We start from the raw sequence: 19,575 nt of genomic DNA, 5'->3' as shown, positions 1-19,575 counted from the left end.
TACCTAAGCCGACTCATTCTTAATTTTGCACAATATTATGGATTTTGATAGTGCTTATTAAAATCAAAATGCCGTATTGTTTGGTAGGAAAACTACATCGTGTGCAACCCGATTCTGTTACCCTCACTATCTTCAAAATAAGCGCAAAAACCATACTCTCCAATACTTGTTTTAGGGATTATTTCTTTGCCCTTGCTTGCCACTACCTTGCTAAGGGTTTCGGTGATGTCAGTTACAGTGAAGTACACCATCGTGCCAGCATAGGACGGTACGAAGTGTTCCTCTTTAACAAGCGCTCCACCAATACCCGGAACGCCCATTTCCATGGAAAACATAGCCATCTGCCTTTGCTCCATGTCTACTATGGTTAAATTTTGTCCAAATACCGCTTCATAGAAGGATTTAGCCCTGTCGATATCAGCCACAGGTATCTCAAACCAAATTACCGGATTCACTTCTTATCTCACCCCTAGCGAATTCTTATATTAACTATTATAACCACTGTTTTTAGTTTTAAGTTATTGCCGCTAATTTACGATTAAAAGAAGTAAACGAGCTAAGAAAGCGCTGATTGGTTTTTGAGGAAAAAAGCAAATTTGGAGTAACAGATTCGCGTGTTTTTTCAATATAGCATATGCTTCATTCATAAGGCAGGAGAATTAATGGTAAAATACAAGCAATGAGGAATTTTTTAAGGGCAGACGTTGGCGATGATTTTGGAGGGCTTTCTCCAGTCGTCCTGATCTGAGGCTGAGAGTAATATGTTTATATAAATAGGTTAATAAGTAAAAAAACAGAGTTTTTAAATGAAAGGAAGAAGCTATGAATATGACAAAACAGGACATGAAAGAAAACGCGCAAAATGCAAAGTCTGGAGAAATCATTACTTTCGGCGCTTATCCACAGAATGCGGATGGAGCTGACTTGACACCAATAAAATGGAGAGTATTGCAAAATTCAGGGAGTGAGCTGTTCCTTTTGAGTGAGTATATTTTGGATTCTAAGCGATACCATAGCGATTTTGAAGATATTATCTGGCGCGATTCTGATTTGCGGAAATGGCTTAACGATGAGTTTTTTAATGCCGCGTTCAATGACTCGGAGAAAAAATTTATCAAGATTACACATTGCACGGACAACGGTAGTGTAGATACACAGGACAAGGTTTTTCTGCTCAGTGTTTCAGAGGTGAAAGAACTGACCACTAAGGTTAGTGGAGATTCTCTAAGTGTAGAACGTCGTGCAATAGGAACGGAATTTTCAAAAATAAAAAAGAACGATGGATGTCACTTGTATGTGTATGATAAAAAAGTCGGAGATAATTATATAGTTGAGGATGGTGAGCAATTTGGTTGCTCATGGTGGTGGCTGAGAACCCAATCTGATAATTCTTCGCGTGCGTTTTTTATTGGTCATCGTAGCAGTATTCGCAGTTACGGACGTGTCAACTTACCTCACTACGGTGTTCGTCCTGCACTAAAAATTAATCTTGTGTTATAAAGAATTGTTTCAGAACAGAATAGATAGCTTGGGATACAAACGATAACTTAAGCATGTATATTGTGAACAAATCCAAACGGCGGTAAAAGGCAAAATGCGATGAATTTTTATAGTAAGTTACTAAATAGATGTTATTGAAGCCTAAGAAGCTAGACGAATCGAAAGGAAGTGTCAATATGCCGATAGCGCCAGACAAAACTAAAATATTTCCCAACGAAAATATAAAAACGGTTTGCTATATAAAGAATCTACCAGATAAAGCAAACGTGGTGATTGGCGACTATACATATTACAGCGACAGCAAAAACTCCCCCGAGAAGTTCTATGATCGCATTCAGCATCATTATGAGTTTCTTGGGGATAAATTAATCATTGGGAAATTCTGTGCTATTGCTGAAGGTGTAACATTTATTATGAATGGAGCAAATCACCGTATGGATGGCATTACAACGTATCCATTCAATATCTTCGGTGGAGGTTGGGAGAAGGTTACACCTACAGTAGAGCAGCTGCCGTTTAAAGGAGATACCATAATCGGCAACGATGTATGGATTGGGCAGAATGTTACGATTATGCCAGGTGTTAAGATTGGCGACGGTGCAATTATCGCCGCAAATGCGACTGTAACAAAGGATGTAGAGCCTTATACGATTGTCGGCGGCAATCCGGCCAGATTGATTAAAATGAGGTTTAATAATGAAATGATTGAATTGTTATTAAAGCTTCAATGGTGGAATTGGGATGAGCAAAAGATATTTGATAATCTTGGACTACTGGTTGCCGCCAATGATATCGCTACAGTAAAAAAGTTGTTGGAGAATTGATAGTTAGCTATTAAAGAATTGACCCTTTAACGAATATAAAATAGTGCCATTGTAGGAGGGGCCCATTTCGCCTTTTCAATTCAATACCACATGAAGGAAAATGCAACTAAATGTCGAAGTGCATTAACATTCCAATTTAAAATCTTATATTGGGCAAACTTGTCGAAAGGTAAGGACGCAAAGTCATGGGTCTAAGGATAAACTATCTAGGATTGCCAGACTGCTTGTTAGTGTAGATAGCATTTAATCTAGGCAGGCAGCAGCTTGTCTTTTTTTATTTTGTACGAGAGCATCTTACTAATATTTTACATAAGGTTAAATATAGGAGTTAATATGCAAAAAATATCTGTTCAAAATTTAAAACATGGAATGACTACCTATAATCGGTTATCTGCTGCAGATGGTCGGATATTGCTAGGAAGCAATATCCAGTTGACCGAGCGATATATTGAAAGAATTCAAAAAATGGGTGTATTTTGTTTGAGTGTGACTAACCCGATAATTGAACGCATCGGGTTAACTTACGAAGAGACTCTACCTGAAGAGAAGAAAACCGAAGTAACTAGGTTGTTGAAGGATTCTTTCGATGATGCAAAAAAAGGTAAGCTCATCGATGTGTATCGTAGTGTATCTGCCTTGGCTAAAATGATAGAAGAGACAATAAGAAAGAATCAAATTATTCGGATGGATAATATAGCTACTCCAGGAGATTATGTTTATAAACACTGTGTAAATGTAGCAGTGCTGGCAGCTGTTATAGCCAGCGACTTGGGTTATAACGCAACTAAAATGCATGAAATTGTTATGGGTGCATTGCTTCATGATATTGGTATAGTATTGATGGATGAAGATGCAAATGAATTGGAACACCCTCAGTTAGGCTTTGATTATGCACGTAAGCTACGTGGATATTCCGTCGTTTCAGGTCATATTATCTTCCAGCATCATGAGAAGTATGATGGTACTGGTTATCCTAGAGGGCTACAAGCTAACCAAATTCATGAATATGCTAGAATTACTGCAATTGCTGATGCCTATGATACTATGGTGGCAGGACCGAAGAACAAGGAAATATGTTTACCACATCAGGCATATGAAGGAATAATGGCCATGAGTGGAACTCACTTGGATAGAGAACTTGCTAATATTTTCTTGGCTAAGGCGCCGTTATATCCTATAGGAACTTTTGTTGTACTTGACACTGGTCATATTGGAGTAGTAACTGAAGCACGGCCTAAACTCCAAGCAAGGCCGACAATAATGATACTGACAGACTCAAACGGAGAATTACATAATGAATGGTCAGAGATTAATCTTATTCAAGAATTGACAACATTTATTACACGAGTTCTGTCTGAAGAAGAAGTTATTGAGTTAACTAACAACTATGAGACTTTACGCTAGAAAGGCTAAAAATGCATAGCGATTAGATGAGTGGGCAGTGTTAATCTCTGTAATCGGAATAGCCTGGATTAAGGTTCGATTATTTTACGGTAATTTTATATGTGTGTTGTAATCTCATAGACATAGTCTATGAGATTTTTTATTGAGGAATTGTCGGTACAGTATACGAAAACATAATTTCAAATAATAGCGGATTGTAAATATAAGTACGATGAGAGGATTTAATATAAGAATGTGGAAATTCTAGCTAAAACGATAGAGATAAAATTGAAGGGCGTTAATCATACTATGACACCTTCATAAGTAATACTATTATGAGATTTCTATTTCATGGCATTAAGATTAGTGTAAGGATGAAATTGATTATAGAGGGGAGCGTTACGCGAATTTGAGAATAGATGATTCAGCTCGACTGATTGGTACAATCAGACTAGGGGAGAATGTATATGTTGCCCAGGGTTCGATACTTCGGTCTAAAGATGACTCATTCAAAATTGGAAATGAAACTTGGATACTTGAAAACTCTGTCCTAATAGGTACGCCTGAGTATCCTATTGCTATTGGAAGTAAGACTGTGTTTGGACACAAATGTGTTGCCATCGGCGCACAAATCGGTGATTTATGTGAGATCGGAAATGGTACTATATTTCTTCCGGGCTCTAAGATTGGTAACATGTGCATATTCGGCGAAGGCACAATCATACCAGCAGGGGCAGTGATTCCTAGCGAATCGGTTGTTATCGGAAGGCCAGGCAGGTTTGTCAGAAGCTTGAGTGATAAGGATAGAAATGTGATTTTAAGGATGAGAGGCAATGATATTAGTTTACGCTTAGTGGCAGAGAATCTTGTAAAACATGAACCGAAGGAAGGTGATAAAATGGGGAAAATCTATAACTTTGGGGACAAATACCCTGTTATTCATCAATCTGCATTTATATTTGATTCTGCCGAGATCACTGGAGACGTTACGATCGGCAGCAATACGGTAGTAGCATCTGGTGTCAGAATTATTGGGAACTCGCATGGACCGGTTAAAATCGGCAGCAATGTGCAAATACTTGAAAACTCAGTCTTACATCTGTTGCCGGATAATGAACTTATTATTGAGGATGATGTCACGATTGGCCCTGGATGTATTATTCACGGAACAACGATCGGATCTAAAACTATTATCGAGTCTGGTTCAATCATCTGCGACTATAGCGTACTGGGTAAAAATACTTTAGTGAAGTCGGGGAGTGTTGTTAAGCAAAGAAGCGTTATTTCGGATAATCAAATAGTTGAGGGATTTCCAGCAAAGATTGTTGGTGAGAATGTGACCATGATGGAAAGACCAGCTTGGGCGTTTTAGTTAATCTCATCGATCCGAGGATCATGAGAGTTTCATCTAGACTGGATTGAATAGCTCAAGGTAAAATATATGGTTAAGGCGCCTAGACTATTGTTTAGGTGCTTTTTTATTCTGGTCAGTAATAGTACACGGAATGATATAAATAAGTAATGTGAGAGGACTTTGTGTAAAAGTATGGAATTTCTAGCTTACGCAATAAAGCTGGAATTGAAAGTTTTTAAGAATTATGCTCAGTAACTAATAAAAAATCATCTTAACGCTGAGTAAATGTTGGAACTGTTATTTGGAAGTTACAGGGAGGGGCCCATATTGAAGCCGATAAAAAAAGCGGCCATTTTTCTAATAATAATTGGCGCAGAAAAAGCCCAGAGAATCTTGGCGTTGATGGATAATAAAGAAATAAAATCTGTTGTTTCGGAGATTAAGAGTTTAACAGTGCTTACTAAGGAAATGCAGGAATGTGTATTGACTGAGGTTAAGGGGTTAGGCTATGAAGATAATATGATACCTTCTCAAGTCCTGACTATTATAAGGTTTTTATTTAATGGCAGTAAGATTAGTGACAAGGCCGGTAGATGATTTTTCATAATTGTGGACTATCAAATAGTTCGTATGCGAATAATGCAGATATCCGTTCTTTATATTAAATCTGGGGAGGAAAAATGAAAATGGATATTATAAGTGTTAATAGCAGTAATATTGATAACGAGCACATTTGCTGTGCGATTACAGATAAAAAAGGCGAATTTTGTGTTTCATCTAAAAAAGCGTGGTTAAGTGAGCGCTATAACGATGGGATTGTCTTCAAGAAGCTTAATGTTCGTGGTAAGGTTTTTATTGAATATATACCTGCAGAAAATGCGTGGGTTCCAATAATAGCAGACGAATATATGTTTATTAATTGTTTTTGGGTTTCAGGGAAGTTTAAAGGGCAAGGATATGCTAACAAATTGCTAGAAGAATGTATAAGTGATGCAAAGCTGCAATGTAAAAAAGGTATTGTTGTTCTTTCGTCAAAAAAGAAAATGCCGTTTTTATCAGATCCTGAATATTTGAAATATAAAGGTTTTGAAGTATGTGACACGGCAGAGCCGCACTTTGAATTGTTATATTTACCGTTCGAAAAAAGCACTTATAAGCCGAGTTTCAAAAAGTGCTGTAAAAAAGGGATAGTTGATAACCAAGGAATGGTCTTATATTACTCAAACCAATGTCCACATACTGAAAAATATGCACCTTTGATTGCAGAGATTGCAAGTCAAAGAAATATTGACTTTACTTTGATTAAGTATCAGACAAAAGAGCAAGCCCAAAATGCTCCCGCACCTTTCACGACATATAGTTTCTTTTATGAGGGTAAATTTGTGACAAATGAAATATTGTCAGATAATAAATTCATTAAATTTCTTGAGCAAAAGGGTTTATAGTTGATATCTGTTTAACACATTTTTCTTACTATCAAACAACTACAGAATCAATTTATTGCACAGCATAAGATTAAAGAACGAAGGATAGTTGTTACTTTTATTAATGAGAGGATTTTGAACTATTTATGAGTTTTAATAATAGGGTTTATGAAGCAGTTCGCCAAATTCCTGAAGGGAAAGTTTCTACTTACGGTCAAATTGCTTTAATGGTTGGAAACCGGCGAGCATCACGCGCTGTTGGCTATGCATTACACCGTAATCCACATCAAGGAAAAGTACCTTGCCATAGAGTGGTTTTTCAAGACGGCAGACTTTCTACGGGCTTCGTCTTTGGCGGAAAAGATGTACAGAGGCATATGCTCGAAGCGGAGGGGATTATTTTTACCGTTGATGGCTGTGTGGATATGGAGAAATGTCGTTGGCAACCATAGTTTAATCTTATATAAGTGTACTTAGATAAAAAATGGTCATCCTCTGAAAAGAGAGGATGACCTAGTTGTATATATGAGAGGTAGATCGTTTTTTGGTATTTGGTATTTGGTATTTAAGATGGTTGTAATAAAATTACTTAACTGTCAATCTTGCTGCAATGCTGCAGCAAGTTCTCGCACACTTTCGAAGATATAGTGTGGGTGAATTTCTGAATTGGTTACATCAGTCTGCGTACTTTCGCCGCTTAAGACTAATATACCGCAAATATTAGCGTTTTCCGCCATCTTCATATCGGTATACAGTCGATCTCCGACCATCGCTGTTTCTTCGCGTTTACAGTCGAGTCTTTCAATCAGTACATCGATGATTTCCTGATAGGGTTTGCCAATGATTTTTGCACGTTTACCCGTAGAAGAATAAATCAATTCAAGCATAGCACCTACGTCAGGAATATATCCTGAGCGTTCATCGGTTGGACAATTAATGTCTGGGTGCGTTGCGATAAATGGAACTCCTTCGCGAATAAGATGACAAGCTTCAGTTAGCTTGGCGTAAGTTAAGGTCTGATCAAAACCTAATACTACAAAATCAGGTTTTGAATTGGTCAAGGTGAAACCATGCAATATAAATTCTTCTTCCAAGTCTGGTGTACCTAATAAAAAGATACGAGCATTAGGTTTATTTTTTTTTATATACAAGGCAGTAGCTTCACCAGAAGTTAAAATCTGATCAATATTAGCATTTATACCAAGTGATTGGAGTTTCTTAACATAGTTTTGTTTGTTTTTGGAGGAATTATTGGTCAAAAATACATACTTGCGGTCGCTTTCAGTTAGGTAATTCAAAAATTGAGCTGCGCCTGGCAGTAATTTTTGACCTAAATAAATAGTTCCGTCCATATCTAAGGCAAAGTACTTTAGTTTTTGTAAACACACCGGATTCAGTTGCATGTGCTTCTCCTAACTATAGTTAAATATAACTAGTCGTGAGCTTTAACATTCCAAACCATAGCTGCTAACAAGAAGGAAAGTACAGCAGATCCTACCCAGAAATCGGAGGCAAGTGCGAAGTCGTAAACTTTTTTGCCGTTAACTATAGTCATATGAGCATTAATCAAATAGCCGCTGACTACTTCCTGAAGGGCTGCACCAAAGTAACTCAATAAGCCTATCATACCCATTGCTGCGCCGGTAGCGCGTTTAGGGCAAATATCAACTGCCATAAGACCGCCTAGATAACATACTAGTGCACCCATGGTAAATCCGTAAACACACATTGCTACCATATCAGTTGTAGGGTTAGCAGGTGCCCATACAAATGCGGCAATTGAAGCTGCATATAGAACTCCGTAAATTAAAGCAGGCATATTTCGCTTATGATTGAAAAATTTATCGGATACTAGACCGCAGGTAAGTGCGCCGAAGATACCAGCAAACTGCATAACGCCCAATACTCCGCTGGCACCAAGAGTAGTATAGCCCTTTGCTTCAGTCAAATAGATTATTCCCCAGCTTTCGATAGCATAACGTGCAATGTAGCAGCAAAGACTTGATAAACCAAGTATCCATACAGCTGGGCGTTTAACAACAGACCATTGTAAGGCACTAACTGATTTCTCTTTTTCAACTACTGCTGCGTGGTCGTTTTTGAAATCTGCAACATTGGGCAAGCCGTAGGTTTCAGGACGGTCATGCATAAAGAAATAAATAAGGAGAGATCCAACTAGACAAAAGATACCAGGAATGATAAAGCCTAATTTCCAGCTATATGCTGTTACGATAGTAGCGGTAGCTACATACGTGAAGGCTGCTCCTAGATTGTGACTAGTAAACCAAATGCCGTAGAAGGTACCACGCTCTTTATTACTAAACCATTGATTTAGAGAAACGATACAAGGACCAGCGCCGAAGGATTGGAACCAGCCGTTTATACCCCAAAGCACTACCAGCGGGGTGAACTGATTACAAAAACCCATAAGCACAGTTACAATAGAAGATAAGAAAAGACCGAGAGCAAAGAACCGTTTGTTGTTCATCCTATCAGCTAAAAAGCTGTTAACAAACTTGCCGAGCCCATAAGTAACGAAGAATACGGAACCCATTATACCTAATTGCTGCGCATTTAGTACGCCGGCTGCCATAAGTGGTTTTTTGATAACGGAAAAATTAAGACGTAAAACATAAAACAGGGCATAACCCATGGTGATTGAGGAGAAAACTTGCCAGCGGTATTTATTAAAAGTTTTTGTAATTACTCCTTGATCATCCGACATTGGCGGTTTATCTTGGCCGGTTGCAAATACGCTCCAGAATAAATCCAGTAAGCCATTACCTCTTGGAGTTTCATTTTTCACTTCAGGTTTCACTTTAAATTCACCTCGCTTTTTTCTGTAAATTTGTTTTCTTGGATAATGCTTAACAACATTTTGTTAGAAAGCTCTTCCCAGACATCCATAAAAGAATTCTCCTTCCCAAGTGAACTTATCTACATCTAAATTATCACACTATTAAAACAACTAAACTATCAGATAAAATCTGAATTACTATTAAGATTTTTGAGTATAATTGCAGGTGTTTTTTCACTAATCAAATACGTTGAGAAATCCTAAATTGTATTTGCGTTCTGACTAAAGAGTATAATTAGTTACTGCAGGCAACACTAAAAGAAGACTTATACTGTGAGAATTATGAAGGTAGATAGCTCATATAAGGAGATCGTAATAGCTGTTTTTGAGTAAGAAAAAATATAGGAGCCTATAAAGAAAGGAGCTATGATGTTATTGGAAACAATAATAAAGACAGGATGGAACTTCGACACCACTTATGCTCGGCTGCCTCACTCATTTTTTAGCATTATTAATCCTACGCCTGTACCCTCGCCGAAGTTAGCAATTCTTAATAATTCTTTGGCTGCGTCTTTAGGGTTAGATGTAGAGTTTCTACAAAGTATTGATGGTACTGCAATACTTGCAGGTAATCATGTTCCTGATGGCGCTTCACCGTTAGCTCAAGCTTATGCCGGACACCAATTTGGTAATTTTACGATGTTAGGTGATGGACGGGCAGTTTTGCTTGGTGAGCAGATCACCCCTAAAGGCGAACGGTATGATATTCAGCTAAAAGGCTCAGGGAGAACTCCCTACTCACGCCGAGGTGATGGTAGAGCAGCCCTTGGACCAATGCTGCGTGAATACATTATAAGTGAAGCGATGCATGCTCTTGGTATTTCCACTACTCGCAGTCTAGCGGTAATAACAACTGGTGAAATAGTACAACGTGAATCAGAGCAGCCTGGCGCTATCTTAACCCGTGTGGCTGCCAGCCATATACGTGTCGGTACTTTTCAATATGCAGCAAAATGGGGCAGTATTGAAGATCTTCGGGTATTGGCTGACTATACAATTGAGCGTCACTACCCACTTATTGCAGTAGACGATGCAAATAGATATGTTTATTTGCTGAAACAGGTAATTAATCGTCAGGCTGAACTTATTGCGAAATGGCAGATGGTTGGCTTTGTTCACGGAGTCATGAACACAGATAACATGACGGTTAGTGGTGAGACTATTGATTACGGTCCTTGCGCCTTTATGGATACTTATGATCCTGCAACGGTCTTTAGTTCCATTGATGCACATGGACGTTATGCTTATGGTAATCAACCTTATATTGCTGGCTGGAATCTTGCTCGATTTGCCGAGACACTTTTGCCATTGCTGCACAGCGATCCAGAGGAAGCCATTAAACTTGCTCAGAACGCTATAGCTGGTTTTAACGAGATATATCACAACAATTGGCTTACTGGAATGAGAGCAAAACTAGGATTATTTAACCATGAATCACAAGATGAAGCATTAATCCAAGACCTCCTAGGCATACTGCAAAAGAACCGTGCGGACTATACTAATACTTTCCGGGCATTAGCTCTCGATAAGCCAGAAGATACCACCCTTATTGCCGTTGAAGAATTTACTAAGTGGTACGAGTTGTGGAAGGCGAGAATAGGCAGGCAGCATGAATCTAAATCACTTATACTTGATTTGATGCAGAGCTCCAACCCTGCGGTGATTCCCCGAAATCACCTGGTAGAATCTGCATTAGAAGCTGCAGTCAAACATGACGACTTTAGCTTAATGCATCGCCTCCTTGAGGTTCTTGCAGCTCCCTACGCACACTCTACCGAACAAGCTGATTACACCATACTTCCTGAGTCTTCAGACCGCCCTTATCGAACCTTTTGTGGTACGTAACATTATAAGTGAACGCCTAAACAATTTTTTAGGCGTTTTTATTTTAGGACGTTTAAGAGTTAAAAGAAAAATTATTCATATAACCAGGAGAATTTCAATTAACACGGTAATAGATATAAATGAGTGATAAGACAAATTAATGCTTAATAAAGTGATATATATACAATGAAAAAGAGTGTTACATATAAGCTTCTAACGTATCATGAAGGGGGAAATAAGGTGAAAGAGGTAGTAGTCATTGGTGGTGGATGGGCTGGATGTGCGGCTGCCGTTAGCGCAAAAAAAGCTGGCGCAAAGGTAACACTATTAGAGCGAACAGATCTACTATTAGGTCTCGGAAATGTTGGTGGACTTACTAGAAATAACGGAAGATACACAGCTGCAGAGGAATGCATTTTGCTAGGCGGTAGAGAACTATTTGCAATAACAGATAGCTGTTCAAGGCATAAGAACGTAGACTTTCCAGGGCATAAGCATGCAAGCATATATGATGTAAATTTAATAGAGAGTGCCGTAAGACGAAAAATTCACGAACTGGGAATTGATGTTTTATTTTATACGACTGCCAAGAATGTAGAAATAGAAGATCAAAGGATAAAGGCTATAGTATTAAATGATGGAACAAAGATAAAAGGAGACTGCTTTGTAGAGACAACCGGTACTACTGGTCCAATGAATAATTGCCATAAATATGGAAATGGCTGTGCAATGTGTATATTAAGATGCCCTACTTTTGGTGGCAGGGTGAGTATAACGGAAAAATGCGGAATTAAGGATATGATGGGAAAACGCAAAGATGGAACGTATGGTTCTTTCAGTGGTTCTGTAAAAATAAATAAAGAAACGCTAAGTAAAGAACTTCATGATAGGCTCAATAAAGAAGGGGTCGTAATTATACCGTTATCTGCCGAAGAAAAGAACTCAGAAAAACTAAATATAAAAATATGTCAACATTATTCTTTAGACGCTTTTGCAGATAACATAATCTTACTTGATACAGGTCATGCGAAATTAATGGCGCCATTTTATCCTATTGAAAAACTCAGAAAAATTAAAGGTTTTGAGAATGCTAGATTTGAAGATCCCTATTCAGGCGGGGTAGCAAACTCTATAAGACATTTGTCAATTGCGCCTAGGGAGAATACAATGAAGGTTAAAGGTATCGAAAATCTCTTTGTGGCAGGGGAAAAGAGTGGATTTTATATAGGGCATACTGAAGCAATTGTTACTGGATATCTAGCAGGTCATAATAGCGTACGAAAAGCATTAAATGCCTCACTATTAGAGTTACCAGATACTTTAGCTACTGGAGACTTTATAGCCTATTCAAATCAAAAAATGAGTGAAGTAGATGGTGACAAGAATAAATTCACTTTCGCAGGCTCGACTTATTTTGAACGAATGAAAGATATAAACCTATACTCCATAGACCAAGAAAAACTATTTTCCAGAGTAGAAACGACAGGGTTACTCAATATTTATGACAAAAAACTATGCTAGCGTATAATTGAAGTAGTAAGTTTTAGGGAAACTATAATAGTAAATACAAAAAATGGGGTTAGCACAGCTAAATCCCATTTTTTGTTTTGTCGATAAACTTATCCATAGTATAATAAGTTGTAAAATTTAATATTACTTGCAATTTAGTAGGATAAAGTGTGAAATTATTTAAAGTATGACTAATGATAATTTAAGAGGTGGATATTTTATGAGCCGAGAAAAAATGTTAAATAGACCAATGCTTGTTTCTGCAATCAAAAAAATCTGTTCGGAAAACTATAAAAAGTATAATGTATCGGAAATTATTCATATAGACGGACATCGTCATAGAGTAGAAATCGAGGCTGATGGGGCTTCCTTTTTTGTAGATTTTCATTACAGACCAAATGGAAGCACTTCAATTGACATATCGAGCGGTCACCACATTGATAAAAAGAAGCTGATTAAAGATGCAATACTAAAAGATACTACACTTATATTAACTAATAACAGCTAATCCAAGAGGCATTGAATGTTTGAGGAGACTAAGTGCAAAGCAAATCGATGAGGTCATACTTGGAGTAAGTATTATTTCATAGCAAACGTTTTAGTAGCATTATCTTGCTGATAAATTCTATATGGGTAATTTTAGACTAAAATAAAACAGTCCTGCAGATACTTAATAGTAACTGCAGGACTGTTTTTACTATCTAGAGGGGGCAGGGCTATGGCTGAGTCAGTAAGTGATTTTCGGAAAAAGCTATCAAGAACTTTTTTTAGAAATTCTTTTAACCGTGATATTCTTATACTTTTATTGATTAGCATTTTTATAGGAAGTGCTCTGTCCTGGGTTCTAGCCATGTCAGCAAATTCATACTTTTCTCAAACGATATCATCACTTGTTGGTGAATACGGTGAATATGACTTCATAATTAATGTTAGAGAAGAATCAAAAGATGACGGACGAGCGCAGATTGAAAAAATTATTACTGAAGTCCTTCCAGGTGCGCGATTGAAGGAAGGCCCCACTTTGACTGGTGTAACAAGCTTTATGGTTGGAGTGTCCCCAGAGCATAAAACTAAACAGACATTTGAGACGATAAATAATATTTTCGGAAGCGTTCCAGGAAAGTCTGGTATTAGTATTATGTCCGAGCCTAGATTAACTTTGAAAGCTGTACCGGAAGGTGCTAAGGCTACTGTTATCGATCAGGTTATGCAGATTAACGGGGTGTTATTTGCTTTTAGGAGTGGTGGATCAATCATTATCCTTCTAAACTCTATCGAAAATTCGTCAGCTGTAAATAATGAAGTAGAGAGAGTATTATCCCAGTATCAGTTAATTGATATAGCATTTCCAGTGGGAAGTGAACCAGATAATCCTATCCGATTAGGAAGCCAAATTGCTGATGCTCTAAGGACTGATACAGCAGTTGGTTTTGCAGAAAGCGTGTCAGTTGATACACAGAAAAACGATACGACTTCTTTTGTGAGTACTATTATTGAGTTGAGACGCTTTTTGATGGCTTACGCAACTAAAGCTTCTATTCGTCCAGCAGCAGGAGCTGCAATCCGTTCTGGTGATATAATTGCATTCCAGGGTGCAGCTGCTAATGCGCCAGTACCACAGTCACCAATAGATACGGCAAATGTATTAGTTCAAATAACAAACATGAAACAAGACGGAACAGCTGAAGGTATGGTAATTCAGGGAACAGTCGGAAAATTGTCTGAGAGTCAAGGGTACTTAGTCATTGATTCAGTAATCGAAAAACCTATTGGCACTGCAACTTTTCAGAACCCTCGAAGTGAATTAGGTAATGCATTAGGAGAAACGTCGAAGTTAGTTGAACAGATACCCGGATTTTCTCAAGATTCGCAAAGCATGATAAGTATTGCCAATACATCGCTAGACAACTACTCAGGAAGTTTGAGAGCAATAGAGCAGACACTTTCAGGGTTAGAAAATGCCGGTACTACACTCCAAGCAGCCACTAGCGGGTTAGCAAATCTTGATACTAGTAGTATACAAACACAGTTAGGCAGCTCGGCTCAAGCAATGGGAAACCTAGCAAATACATTACAAGTTATTCGCTTGTTGAATCCGGATGTTGGAACATCAGTTAATGATGTGACAATGATGCAGCAAAATCTTTCAAACCTCCAAGAAAGACTAGGCACGCTTGGTAATGTTGCTGCAGATGCTCGACGAGCCAAAACTGCCATAGACAACATTGTAGCTAATGGCAATAGTACAATTACCAATTTGCGAAATTTTGATATAGCAGGTGCACGTCAGACGTTAAATAGTACTAGTGGGCGATTGGGGCAGTTGCAGCAGTTTAATACACCAATGGTAGCAGCACAATTACAATATCTTGGTGCAGCTGTACCAAACTTAAGCGATGAAGAGATTAGTCGGTCTATTAAGATTATGGATCAGTTTATTGCAGGACAAGTAATCCCCAGTCAGCGGCTGCAAATTTTAACTAAAAGTAATATTACAATTGAACTAGTTCAACCTACTATTCATAAAGCAATAGGTCATAGTAATGTATCCTTGTATTTGTCAGAGCTGGGCATAATTGAGCCTGATCCGCGCGCAGAAGTGATGGTGATATTACAGCAGGTTAAATCGGTGCTTGCGGGTATGGTCTCTCTAGTAGCAACAGTTACCTTTCTAACACTCGACCACACAGCAATAATGACTATCATCCGACGACAGCGTTCAGTGACTCGCAGAACGAAAGTTAAGGGATGGAAGAAAATATTTTATAGTATTAAGAGTGCATTTACTGCCCCAGAGTGTGTATATGGGATGGGTATAGGGGCGCTGCTTCTTACTGTTATGTTTGTTATTTCTGGTGGAGGTATACCTTATTTACCGTGGCTTGGTGTACCACTTATGGGGGCCATGATTGGTTTATTAATTGCTAATAATACTGAAAAAATTAATCCTATTTCTACTGACGAGGTCAGTGCAGGGGAAGCTTTAGGATTATCGTTTGACGAAATTATGCGAGAAATTGTTATTCCGAGTTCTCGGCCTGGACTATTACAAAAACTTAATCGCAGAAAAATGAAATTTAAATAAGTTGGGTGTTAAGATGCTTCTAATACGAGAATTATATAAACAGTTTGGCAGTATAAAGGCTATTAATAACATGAATCTGGAAATACGAGAAGGCGAAATTGTTGTACTAATGGGACCATCGGGTTGTGGTAAGTCAACAACTATTCGTACCATAAATCGTCTTATAGAGCCTGATAGCGGGTCTATACTTCTTAATGGCTCAGATATTATTACGATGAGACCAGACGAATTACAAAAAGTTCGCAAAAATATCGGTTTTGTTTTCCAACATTTCAATTTAATCGGAAGATTGACTACCCTGGAAAATGTTATGTTTGGTCTGGTAATGAGTGGGATGGACCGTGAAACTGCTAAAAGTAAGGCATTAGAAGCACTTGGTAAGGTCGGAATGGAGCAACATTTGGATCAAACACCAGCTCAGTTATCAGGTGGACAACAGCAACGTGTAGGTATTGCCAGAGCTTTGGCATATGAACCTGAACTTTTACTTTGGGATGAGCCAACCGCCTCATTAGATCCAATCTTAGTCCGCGAGGTACTAGTCGTTATGGAGGAGTTGGCGCGGTATCGCGCCAGCACAATGATAGTTGTAACCCATGAACTGCCTTTTGCGTTGAGGGTTGCCGATAGAATTGTCCTAATGGATAAAGGTAGTGTAGTAGAAGAAGGAAAACCTACACAGGTTTTTGTTAATCCGACGTCTGATATTGGAAGAAAATATAAGGAGCTTATTGAATATCAGATGAATACGAGTGCCCAAAGTCTTTCAGGTAATGCGTAACAAATGTTAAGTTATAATTATCGCAGGAATAATGAACTGGTTGAAGAACTAAATAAAAAATGCGTTAGTATGTCTTACCTTAGAGGTGTCACACCATTAAAGGCATTTTTAATAGTAAAGGAATAGAGTAGAGAAAACTATGGAGTTCATAGAAGCAAAATCAATTATATCTAACTACACTAATGGTGATGCCTGGTTTGGCAAAAACTATAATATGAATATTTATAAAGGCTGTTGTCATGGATGTATCTACTGTGATAGCCGAAGTGAATGTTATCATGTTGAAAACTTTGACAAAGTAAGGGCCAAGTCAAATGCACTTGCTCTTATTGCGCGCGAACTTAAGTCAAAGCGTAGAACTGGTGTGATTGGAACAGGTGCTATGAGTGATCCATATAATCCTTTTGAAAACAAATATGGTTTAACAAGAGGTGCTTTAGAATTAATTGATACATACAGATATGGTGTTACAATTGCTACGAAAAGTACCTTGATTAAGAGAGATATTGATATTCTTAAATCAATTAAAAGACATTCACCTGTTCTTATTAAAATTACTGTTACTGCAGCGGATGACGTGCTTTGCCAAAAAATCGAGCCCAATGCTGCTGCAACTTCATTGCGGTTTTCTGCAATAAGAGAACTTTCTAACAATGGGATATTTACCGGAATACTACTTATGCCGGTACTTCCGTTTATTACAGATAACGAAAAATCCATAAGTAATATAATTAGTCTTGCGGATGAAAATGGAGCTAAGTTTATATATCCGGCTTTTGGAGTAACATTAAGGCAAAATCAGCGGGATTGGTTTTATCAAAAACTTGATGAGCACTTTCCAAATCTAAAGCAAAGGTACATAAATCGGTTTGGCAATTCATATGAATGCCAATCGCCAAACGCAATAGATTTATGGCGCATATTCAAGAATGAGTGCGATAGGCGAGGCATTCTTTACAATATGGAAGATATAATTAATGGATATAAGCAAGGATATGGCGATAACCAACTTTCTTTATTTTAAAATGTTTAAACGGACTTAGGGAGGATGAGATTTACTATGAAAAATGTTAGCAGCGCATTTGAATGTTTTATGACAGAAGCACCAGAAGAGGCAAAGTCATGGCTGGAAATAGTAAAAAAGCTAGATAAAACTAGCGCCCTTGACTCTAAAACGCAAGAGATAGCGTACATTGCAGTATTATCGGCGGTAGGGCTATTAAGCGGATTACCTTTTCATGTCAAACATGCTAAAGAGCTTGGTGCTACACGAGAAGAAATTAAAAGTGCAGTCTTGCTTTCGCTTCCTGCTGTCGGTAATAAGGTAATTGCTGCATTGCCGGTAGCTTTGGAAGCATATGATAATTGAAGGCAATTGGTACAGAAGGAGCGTAAATTGAAAAGAGAAAACGCAATTTTGACTTATACAAATACCTTGTTCTTTCCCCTCTCGCCGCGTGAAGATGAAGTTAAAATTGAAGATATAGCACATGCTTTATCACAAATGTGCAGGGCAAATGGTCACTTCAAAACTTTTTATAGTGTTGCGCAGCATTCAATTAATTGTGCAAATGAAGCAAAAACAAGAGGATTATCAAATAGGCTGCAACTTGCTTGTCTTTTACATGATGCAAGTGAGGCTTATATTTCGGATGTTACAAGGCCAGTAAAATGCTATCTTGAGGAATACAGAAAAATTGAGCACAAATTACAGCAGGTTATATTTTCGCGATTTGGAATTGGCGATCTCACGCATGAAGAGATTTCTATAGTAGATGAAATTGATAACGTACTGTTATATTTCGAATTTGAACATCTACATCACCAAGGTATCCATGAGAATCCTCCCAGAATTTATTCAGAACCATATATATACGAAGAGAATATGGTAAGTGTTGAACAGAAGTTTATCGAAATAAGCAAATGTCTAATAAATAGTCTGGATACTTAAAACATCTGGAATGAATAATTTATTAACTAAAGGAATATAGTGATGAAAAGAACTTCCTCTGTAGATTACTTTGAATGACACGGAGGGATTGTGATGATGATCACTAGTTGGATTAAGATTAATTATCAAAAAGGGTACACCTTAACACTCAAAGCGTTAAGGAGAATGGTTGGCTGGGCTATTATACTGTATTTTATAGCTGCAGTAACATTAGCATTGTGGTATTTTATGGGAAATGCATTTTACCATCACTATTACTTTTTCTCAAAGATTAGCTTTGAACATACTGTCGGACTTTTAAAACGCTTAGTTTGTTGGCAATAAACTTGAGCAGAGCGGTAATGCTCTGTTTTTTATTTTCTTTGATTTATTATAATTAAAGAAAATAAAATAGTGAATTTAATAGTAGTAAAAAAATAAATAGCAACTCGATATTGGTACTGATATAATTACGATATTATAGTACATAATAAAAAACGTAAAATATTCATACGAAAAATGGAGGTTGTATATGCCGGAAGATAAAAATACTGAAATAGTCTGGATTGTAAGCTTTGAAGTTGACGAAGATGGCAGTTTACAAAGTTATCTTATTGAAGAACAAGATTTATCAAGTTACCGCACAGATATAGCAAACAGCTTACGAGAATTAATCGGCAAAGGTCTGTTTTATTCCCATAGTGAAGCCGAAAAATGGGCTGAAGCTCAGACAAATAGTTCTTGTGGCTGCAAAGGTAAAAAGGGTGGCGGCTGTTGCCGTAAGTGATTTTGTTCCAAGAAATTGTCGATATTAGAAATGTGTTGACACAATTAATTGGACATGTTAACATAAGTAAGTCGCCGATGAGCGGTGGCACAAAATACCAAAAACAATATGTTGACATGATAAATTAGTTATGTTAATATAGATAAGCTGTCAGATGGCAGCAACGCAGTGCAAACTGCAAAGTGTTCCCTGAAAACTAAACAATGTAAGAAGAATTAATGCCAGATGTGCGGTGCTCATTGAGCACAAAACGTTAATCGTGCAAACGAATTAACAAAAAGCAATTTCGAATTATAAAGAGCCATCAAGGTTCTTCA

The 19,575-nt window shown here is 37.7% G+C and carries 20 protein-coding genes and 1 riboswitch; of the genes, 17 read left to right on the top strand and 3 right to left on the bottom strand.

Annotated elements, in window-relative coordinates:
- Positions 1 to 92: 92 nt before the first annotated feature.
- Positions 93 to 455, bottom strand: a complete 363-nt coding sequence (locus V6C17_RS11940; protein WP_333522804.1) for a VOC family protein — start codon at positions 453 to 455, stop codon at positions 93 to 95.
- A gap of 367 nt (positions 456 to 822) precedes the next feature.
- Here V6C17_RS11940 and V6C17_RS11935 point away from each other — a divergent pair, with 367 nt between their 5' ends.
- From V6C17_RS11935 to V6C17_RS11905, 7 genes are all read left to right on the top strand, one after another.
- Complete coding sequence (locus V6C17_RS11935) at positions 823 to 1,500, top strand: DUF6273 domain-containing protein (protein ID WP_333522803.1); 678 nt, start codon at positions 823 to 825, stop codon at positions 1,498 to 1,500.
- 176 nt (positions 1,501 to 1,676) lie between these two features.
- Positions 1,677 to 2,324: a Vat family streptogramin A O-acetyltransferase gene (locus tag V6C17_RS11930; RefSeq protein ID WP_333522802.1), complete on the top strand. Its 648-nt coding sequence runs from the start codon at positions 1,677 to 1,679 to the stop codon at positions 2,322 to 2,324.
- A 142-nt stretch (positions 2,325 to 2,466) separates the two neighbouring features.
- A riboswitch (cyclic di-GMP riboswitch) is annotated at positions 2,467 to 2,552 on the top strand.
- A 105-nt stretch (positions 2,553 to 2,657) separates the two neighbouring features.
- Complete coding sequence (locus V6C17_RS11925) at positions 2,658 to 3,728, top strand: HD-GYP domain-containing protein (RefSeq protein WP_333522801.1); 1,071 nt, start codon at positions 2,658 to 2,660, stop codon at positions 3,726 to 3,728.
- 388 nt (positions 3,729 to 4,116) lie between these two features.
- Positions 4,117 to 5,079, top strand: a complete 963-nt coding sequence (locus tag V6C17_RS11920) for a DapH/DapD/GlmU-related protein (protein ID WP_333522800.1) — start codon at positions 4,117 to 4,119, stop codon at positions 5,077 to 5,079.
- A 309-nt stretch (positions 5,080 to 5,388) separates the two neighbouring features.
- Positions 5,389 to 5,658 (top strand): magnesium and cobalt transport protein CorA, encoded by a 270-nt coding sequence (locus tag V6C17_RS11915; protein ID WP_333522799.1) that lies wholly within the window; start codon positions 5,389 to 5,391, stop codon positions 5,656 to 5,658.
- An 83-nt stretch (positions 5,659 to 5,741) separates the two neighbouring features.
- A complete protein-coding gene (locus V6C17_RS11910) occupies positions 5,742 to 6,506 on the top strand; it encodes an N-acetyltransferase (protein WP_333522798.1) in 765 nt (254 codons plus the stop codon).
- A gap of 125 nt (positions 6,507 to 6,631) precedes the next feature.
- Positions 6,632 to 6,937: an MGMT family protein gene (locus tag V6C17_RS11905; protein ID WP_333522797.1), complete on the top strand. Its 306-nt coding sequence runs from the start codon at positions 6,632 to 6,634 to the stop codon at positions 6,935 to 6,937.
- Positions 6,938 to 7,081: 144 nt separating this feature from the next.
- On the opposite strand, the gene V6C17_RS11900 is transcribed toward V6C17_RS11905, so the two are convergent.
- Positions 7,082 to 7,888 (bottom strand): HAD-IIA family hydrolase, encoded by an 807-nt coding sequence (locus V6C17_RS11900; RefSeq protein WP_333522796.1) that lies wholly within the window; start codon positions 7,886 to 7,888, stop codon positions 7,082 to 7,084.
- A gap of 29 nt (positions 7,889 to 7,917) precedes the next feature.
- Positions 7,918 to 9,210 carry an MFS transporter gene (locus V6C17_RS11895; protein WP_333522891.1) on the bottom strand — a complete coding sequence of 431 codons (1,293 nt, stop codon included), beginning with the start codon at positions 9,208 to 9,210 and terminating at the stop codon, positions 7,918 to 7,920.
- 507 nt (positions 9,211 to 9,717) lie between these two features.
- On the opposite strand from V6C17_RS11895, the gene V6C17_RS11890 reads away from it, so the two are divergent.
- From V6C17_RS11890 to V6C17_RS11845, 10 genes are all read left to right on the top strand, one after another.
- A complete protein-coding gene (locus V6C17_RS11890; RefSeq protein ID WP_333522795.1) occupies positions 9,718 to 11,187 on the top strand; it encodes a protein adenylyltransferase SelO in 1,470 nt (489 codons plus the stop codon).
- Positions 11,188 to 11,406: 219 nt separating this feature from the next.
- Positions 11,407 to 12,687, top strand: coding sequence for an FAD-dependent oxidoreductase (locus tag V6C17_RS11885; RefSeq protein ID WP_333522794.1), 1,281 nt, complete (start codon positions 11,407 to 11,409; stop codon positions 12,685 to 12,687).
- Positions 12,688 to 12,895: 208 nt separating this feature from the next.
- Entirely contained in the window at positions 12,896 to 13,183 is a 288-nt protein-coding gene (locus tag V6C17_RS11880; protein ID WP_333522793.1) for a hypothetical protein, read from the top strand.
- 210 nt (positions 13,184 to 13,393) lie between these two features.
- A complete protein-coding gene (locus tag V6C17_RS11875; protein WP_333522792.1) occupies positions 13,394 to 15,760 on the top strand; it encodes a hypothetical protein in 2,367 nt (788 codons plus the stop codon).
- Positions 15,761 to 15,773: 13 nt separating this feature from the next.
- Positions 15,774 to 16,541 (top strand): amino acid ABC transporter ATP-binding protein, encoded by a 768-nt coding sequence (locus V6C17_RS11870; protein ID WP_333522791.1) that lies wholly within the window; start codon positions 15,774 to 15,776, stop codon positions 16,539 to 16,541.
- 139 nt (positions 16,542 to 16,680) lie between these two features.
- Positions 16,681 to 17,565, top strand: a complete 885-nt coding sequence (locus V6C17_RS11865) for an SPL family radical SAM protein (RefSeq protein ID WP_333522790.1) — start codon at positions 16,681 to 16,683, stop codon at positions 17,563 to 17,565.
- Between the two features lie 36 nt (positions 17,566 to 17,601).
- Positions 17,602 to 17,910, top strand: a complete 309-nt coding sequence (locus V6C17_RS11860; protein WP_333522789.1) for a carboxymuconolactone decarboxylase family protein — start codon at positions 17,602 to 17,604, stop codon at positions 17,908 to 17,910.
- 27 nt (positions 17,911 to 17,937) lie between these two features.
- The gene (locus V6C17_RS11855; RefSeq protein WP_333522788.1) at positions 17,938 to 18,492 is read left to right on the top strand and encodes a hypothetical protein; all 555 of its coding nucleotides are present in this window, start codon (positions 17,938 to 17,940) and stop codon (positions 18,490 to 18,492) included.
- Between the two features lie 93 nt (positions 18,493 to 18,585).
- Positions 18,586 to 18,816 carry a hypothetical protein gene (locus tag V6C17_RS11850; protein WP_333522787.1) on the top strand — a complete coding sequence of 77 codons (231 nt, stop codon included), beginning with the start codon at positions 18,586 to 18,588 and terminating at the stop codon, positions 18,814 to 18,816.
- A 187-nt stretch (positions 18,817 to 19,003) separates the two neighbouring features.
- The gene (locus tag V6C17_RS11845) at positions 19,004 to 19,258 is read left to right on the top strand and encodes a hypothetical protein (protein ID WP_333522786.1); all 255 of its coding nucleotides are present in this window, start codon (positions 19,004 to 19,006) and stop codon (positions 19,256 to 19,258) included.
- Positions 19,259 to 19,575: the final 317 nt, after the last annotated feature.

This window comes from Dendrosporobacter sp. 1207_IL3150 (assembly GCF_036763085.1).
Classification (GTDB): domain Bacteria; phylum Bacillota; class Negativicutes; order DSM-1736; family Dendrosporobacteraceae; genus JBAIYU01.
This window is presented reverse-complemented; position numbering and strand designations above follow the sequence as displayed.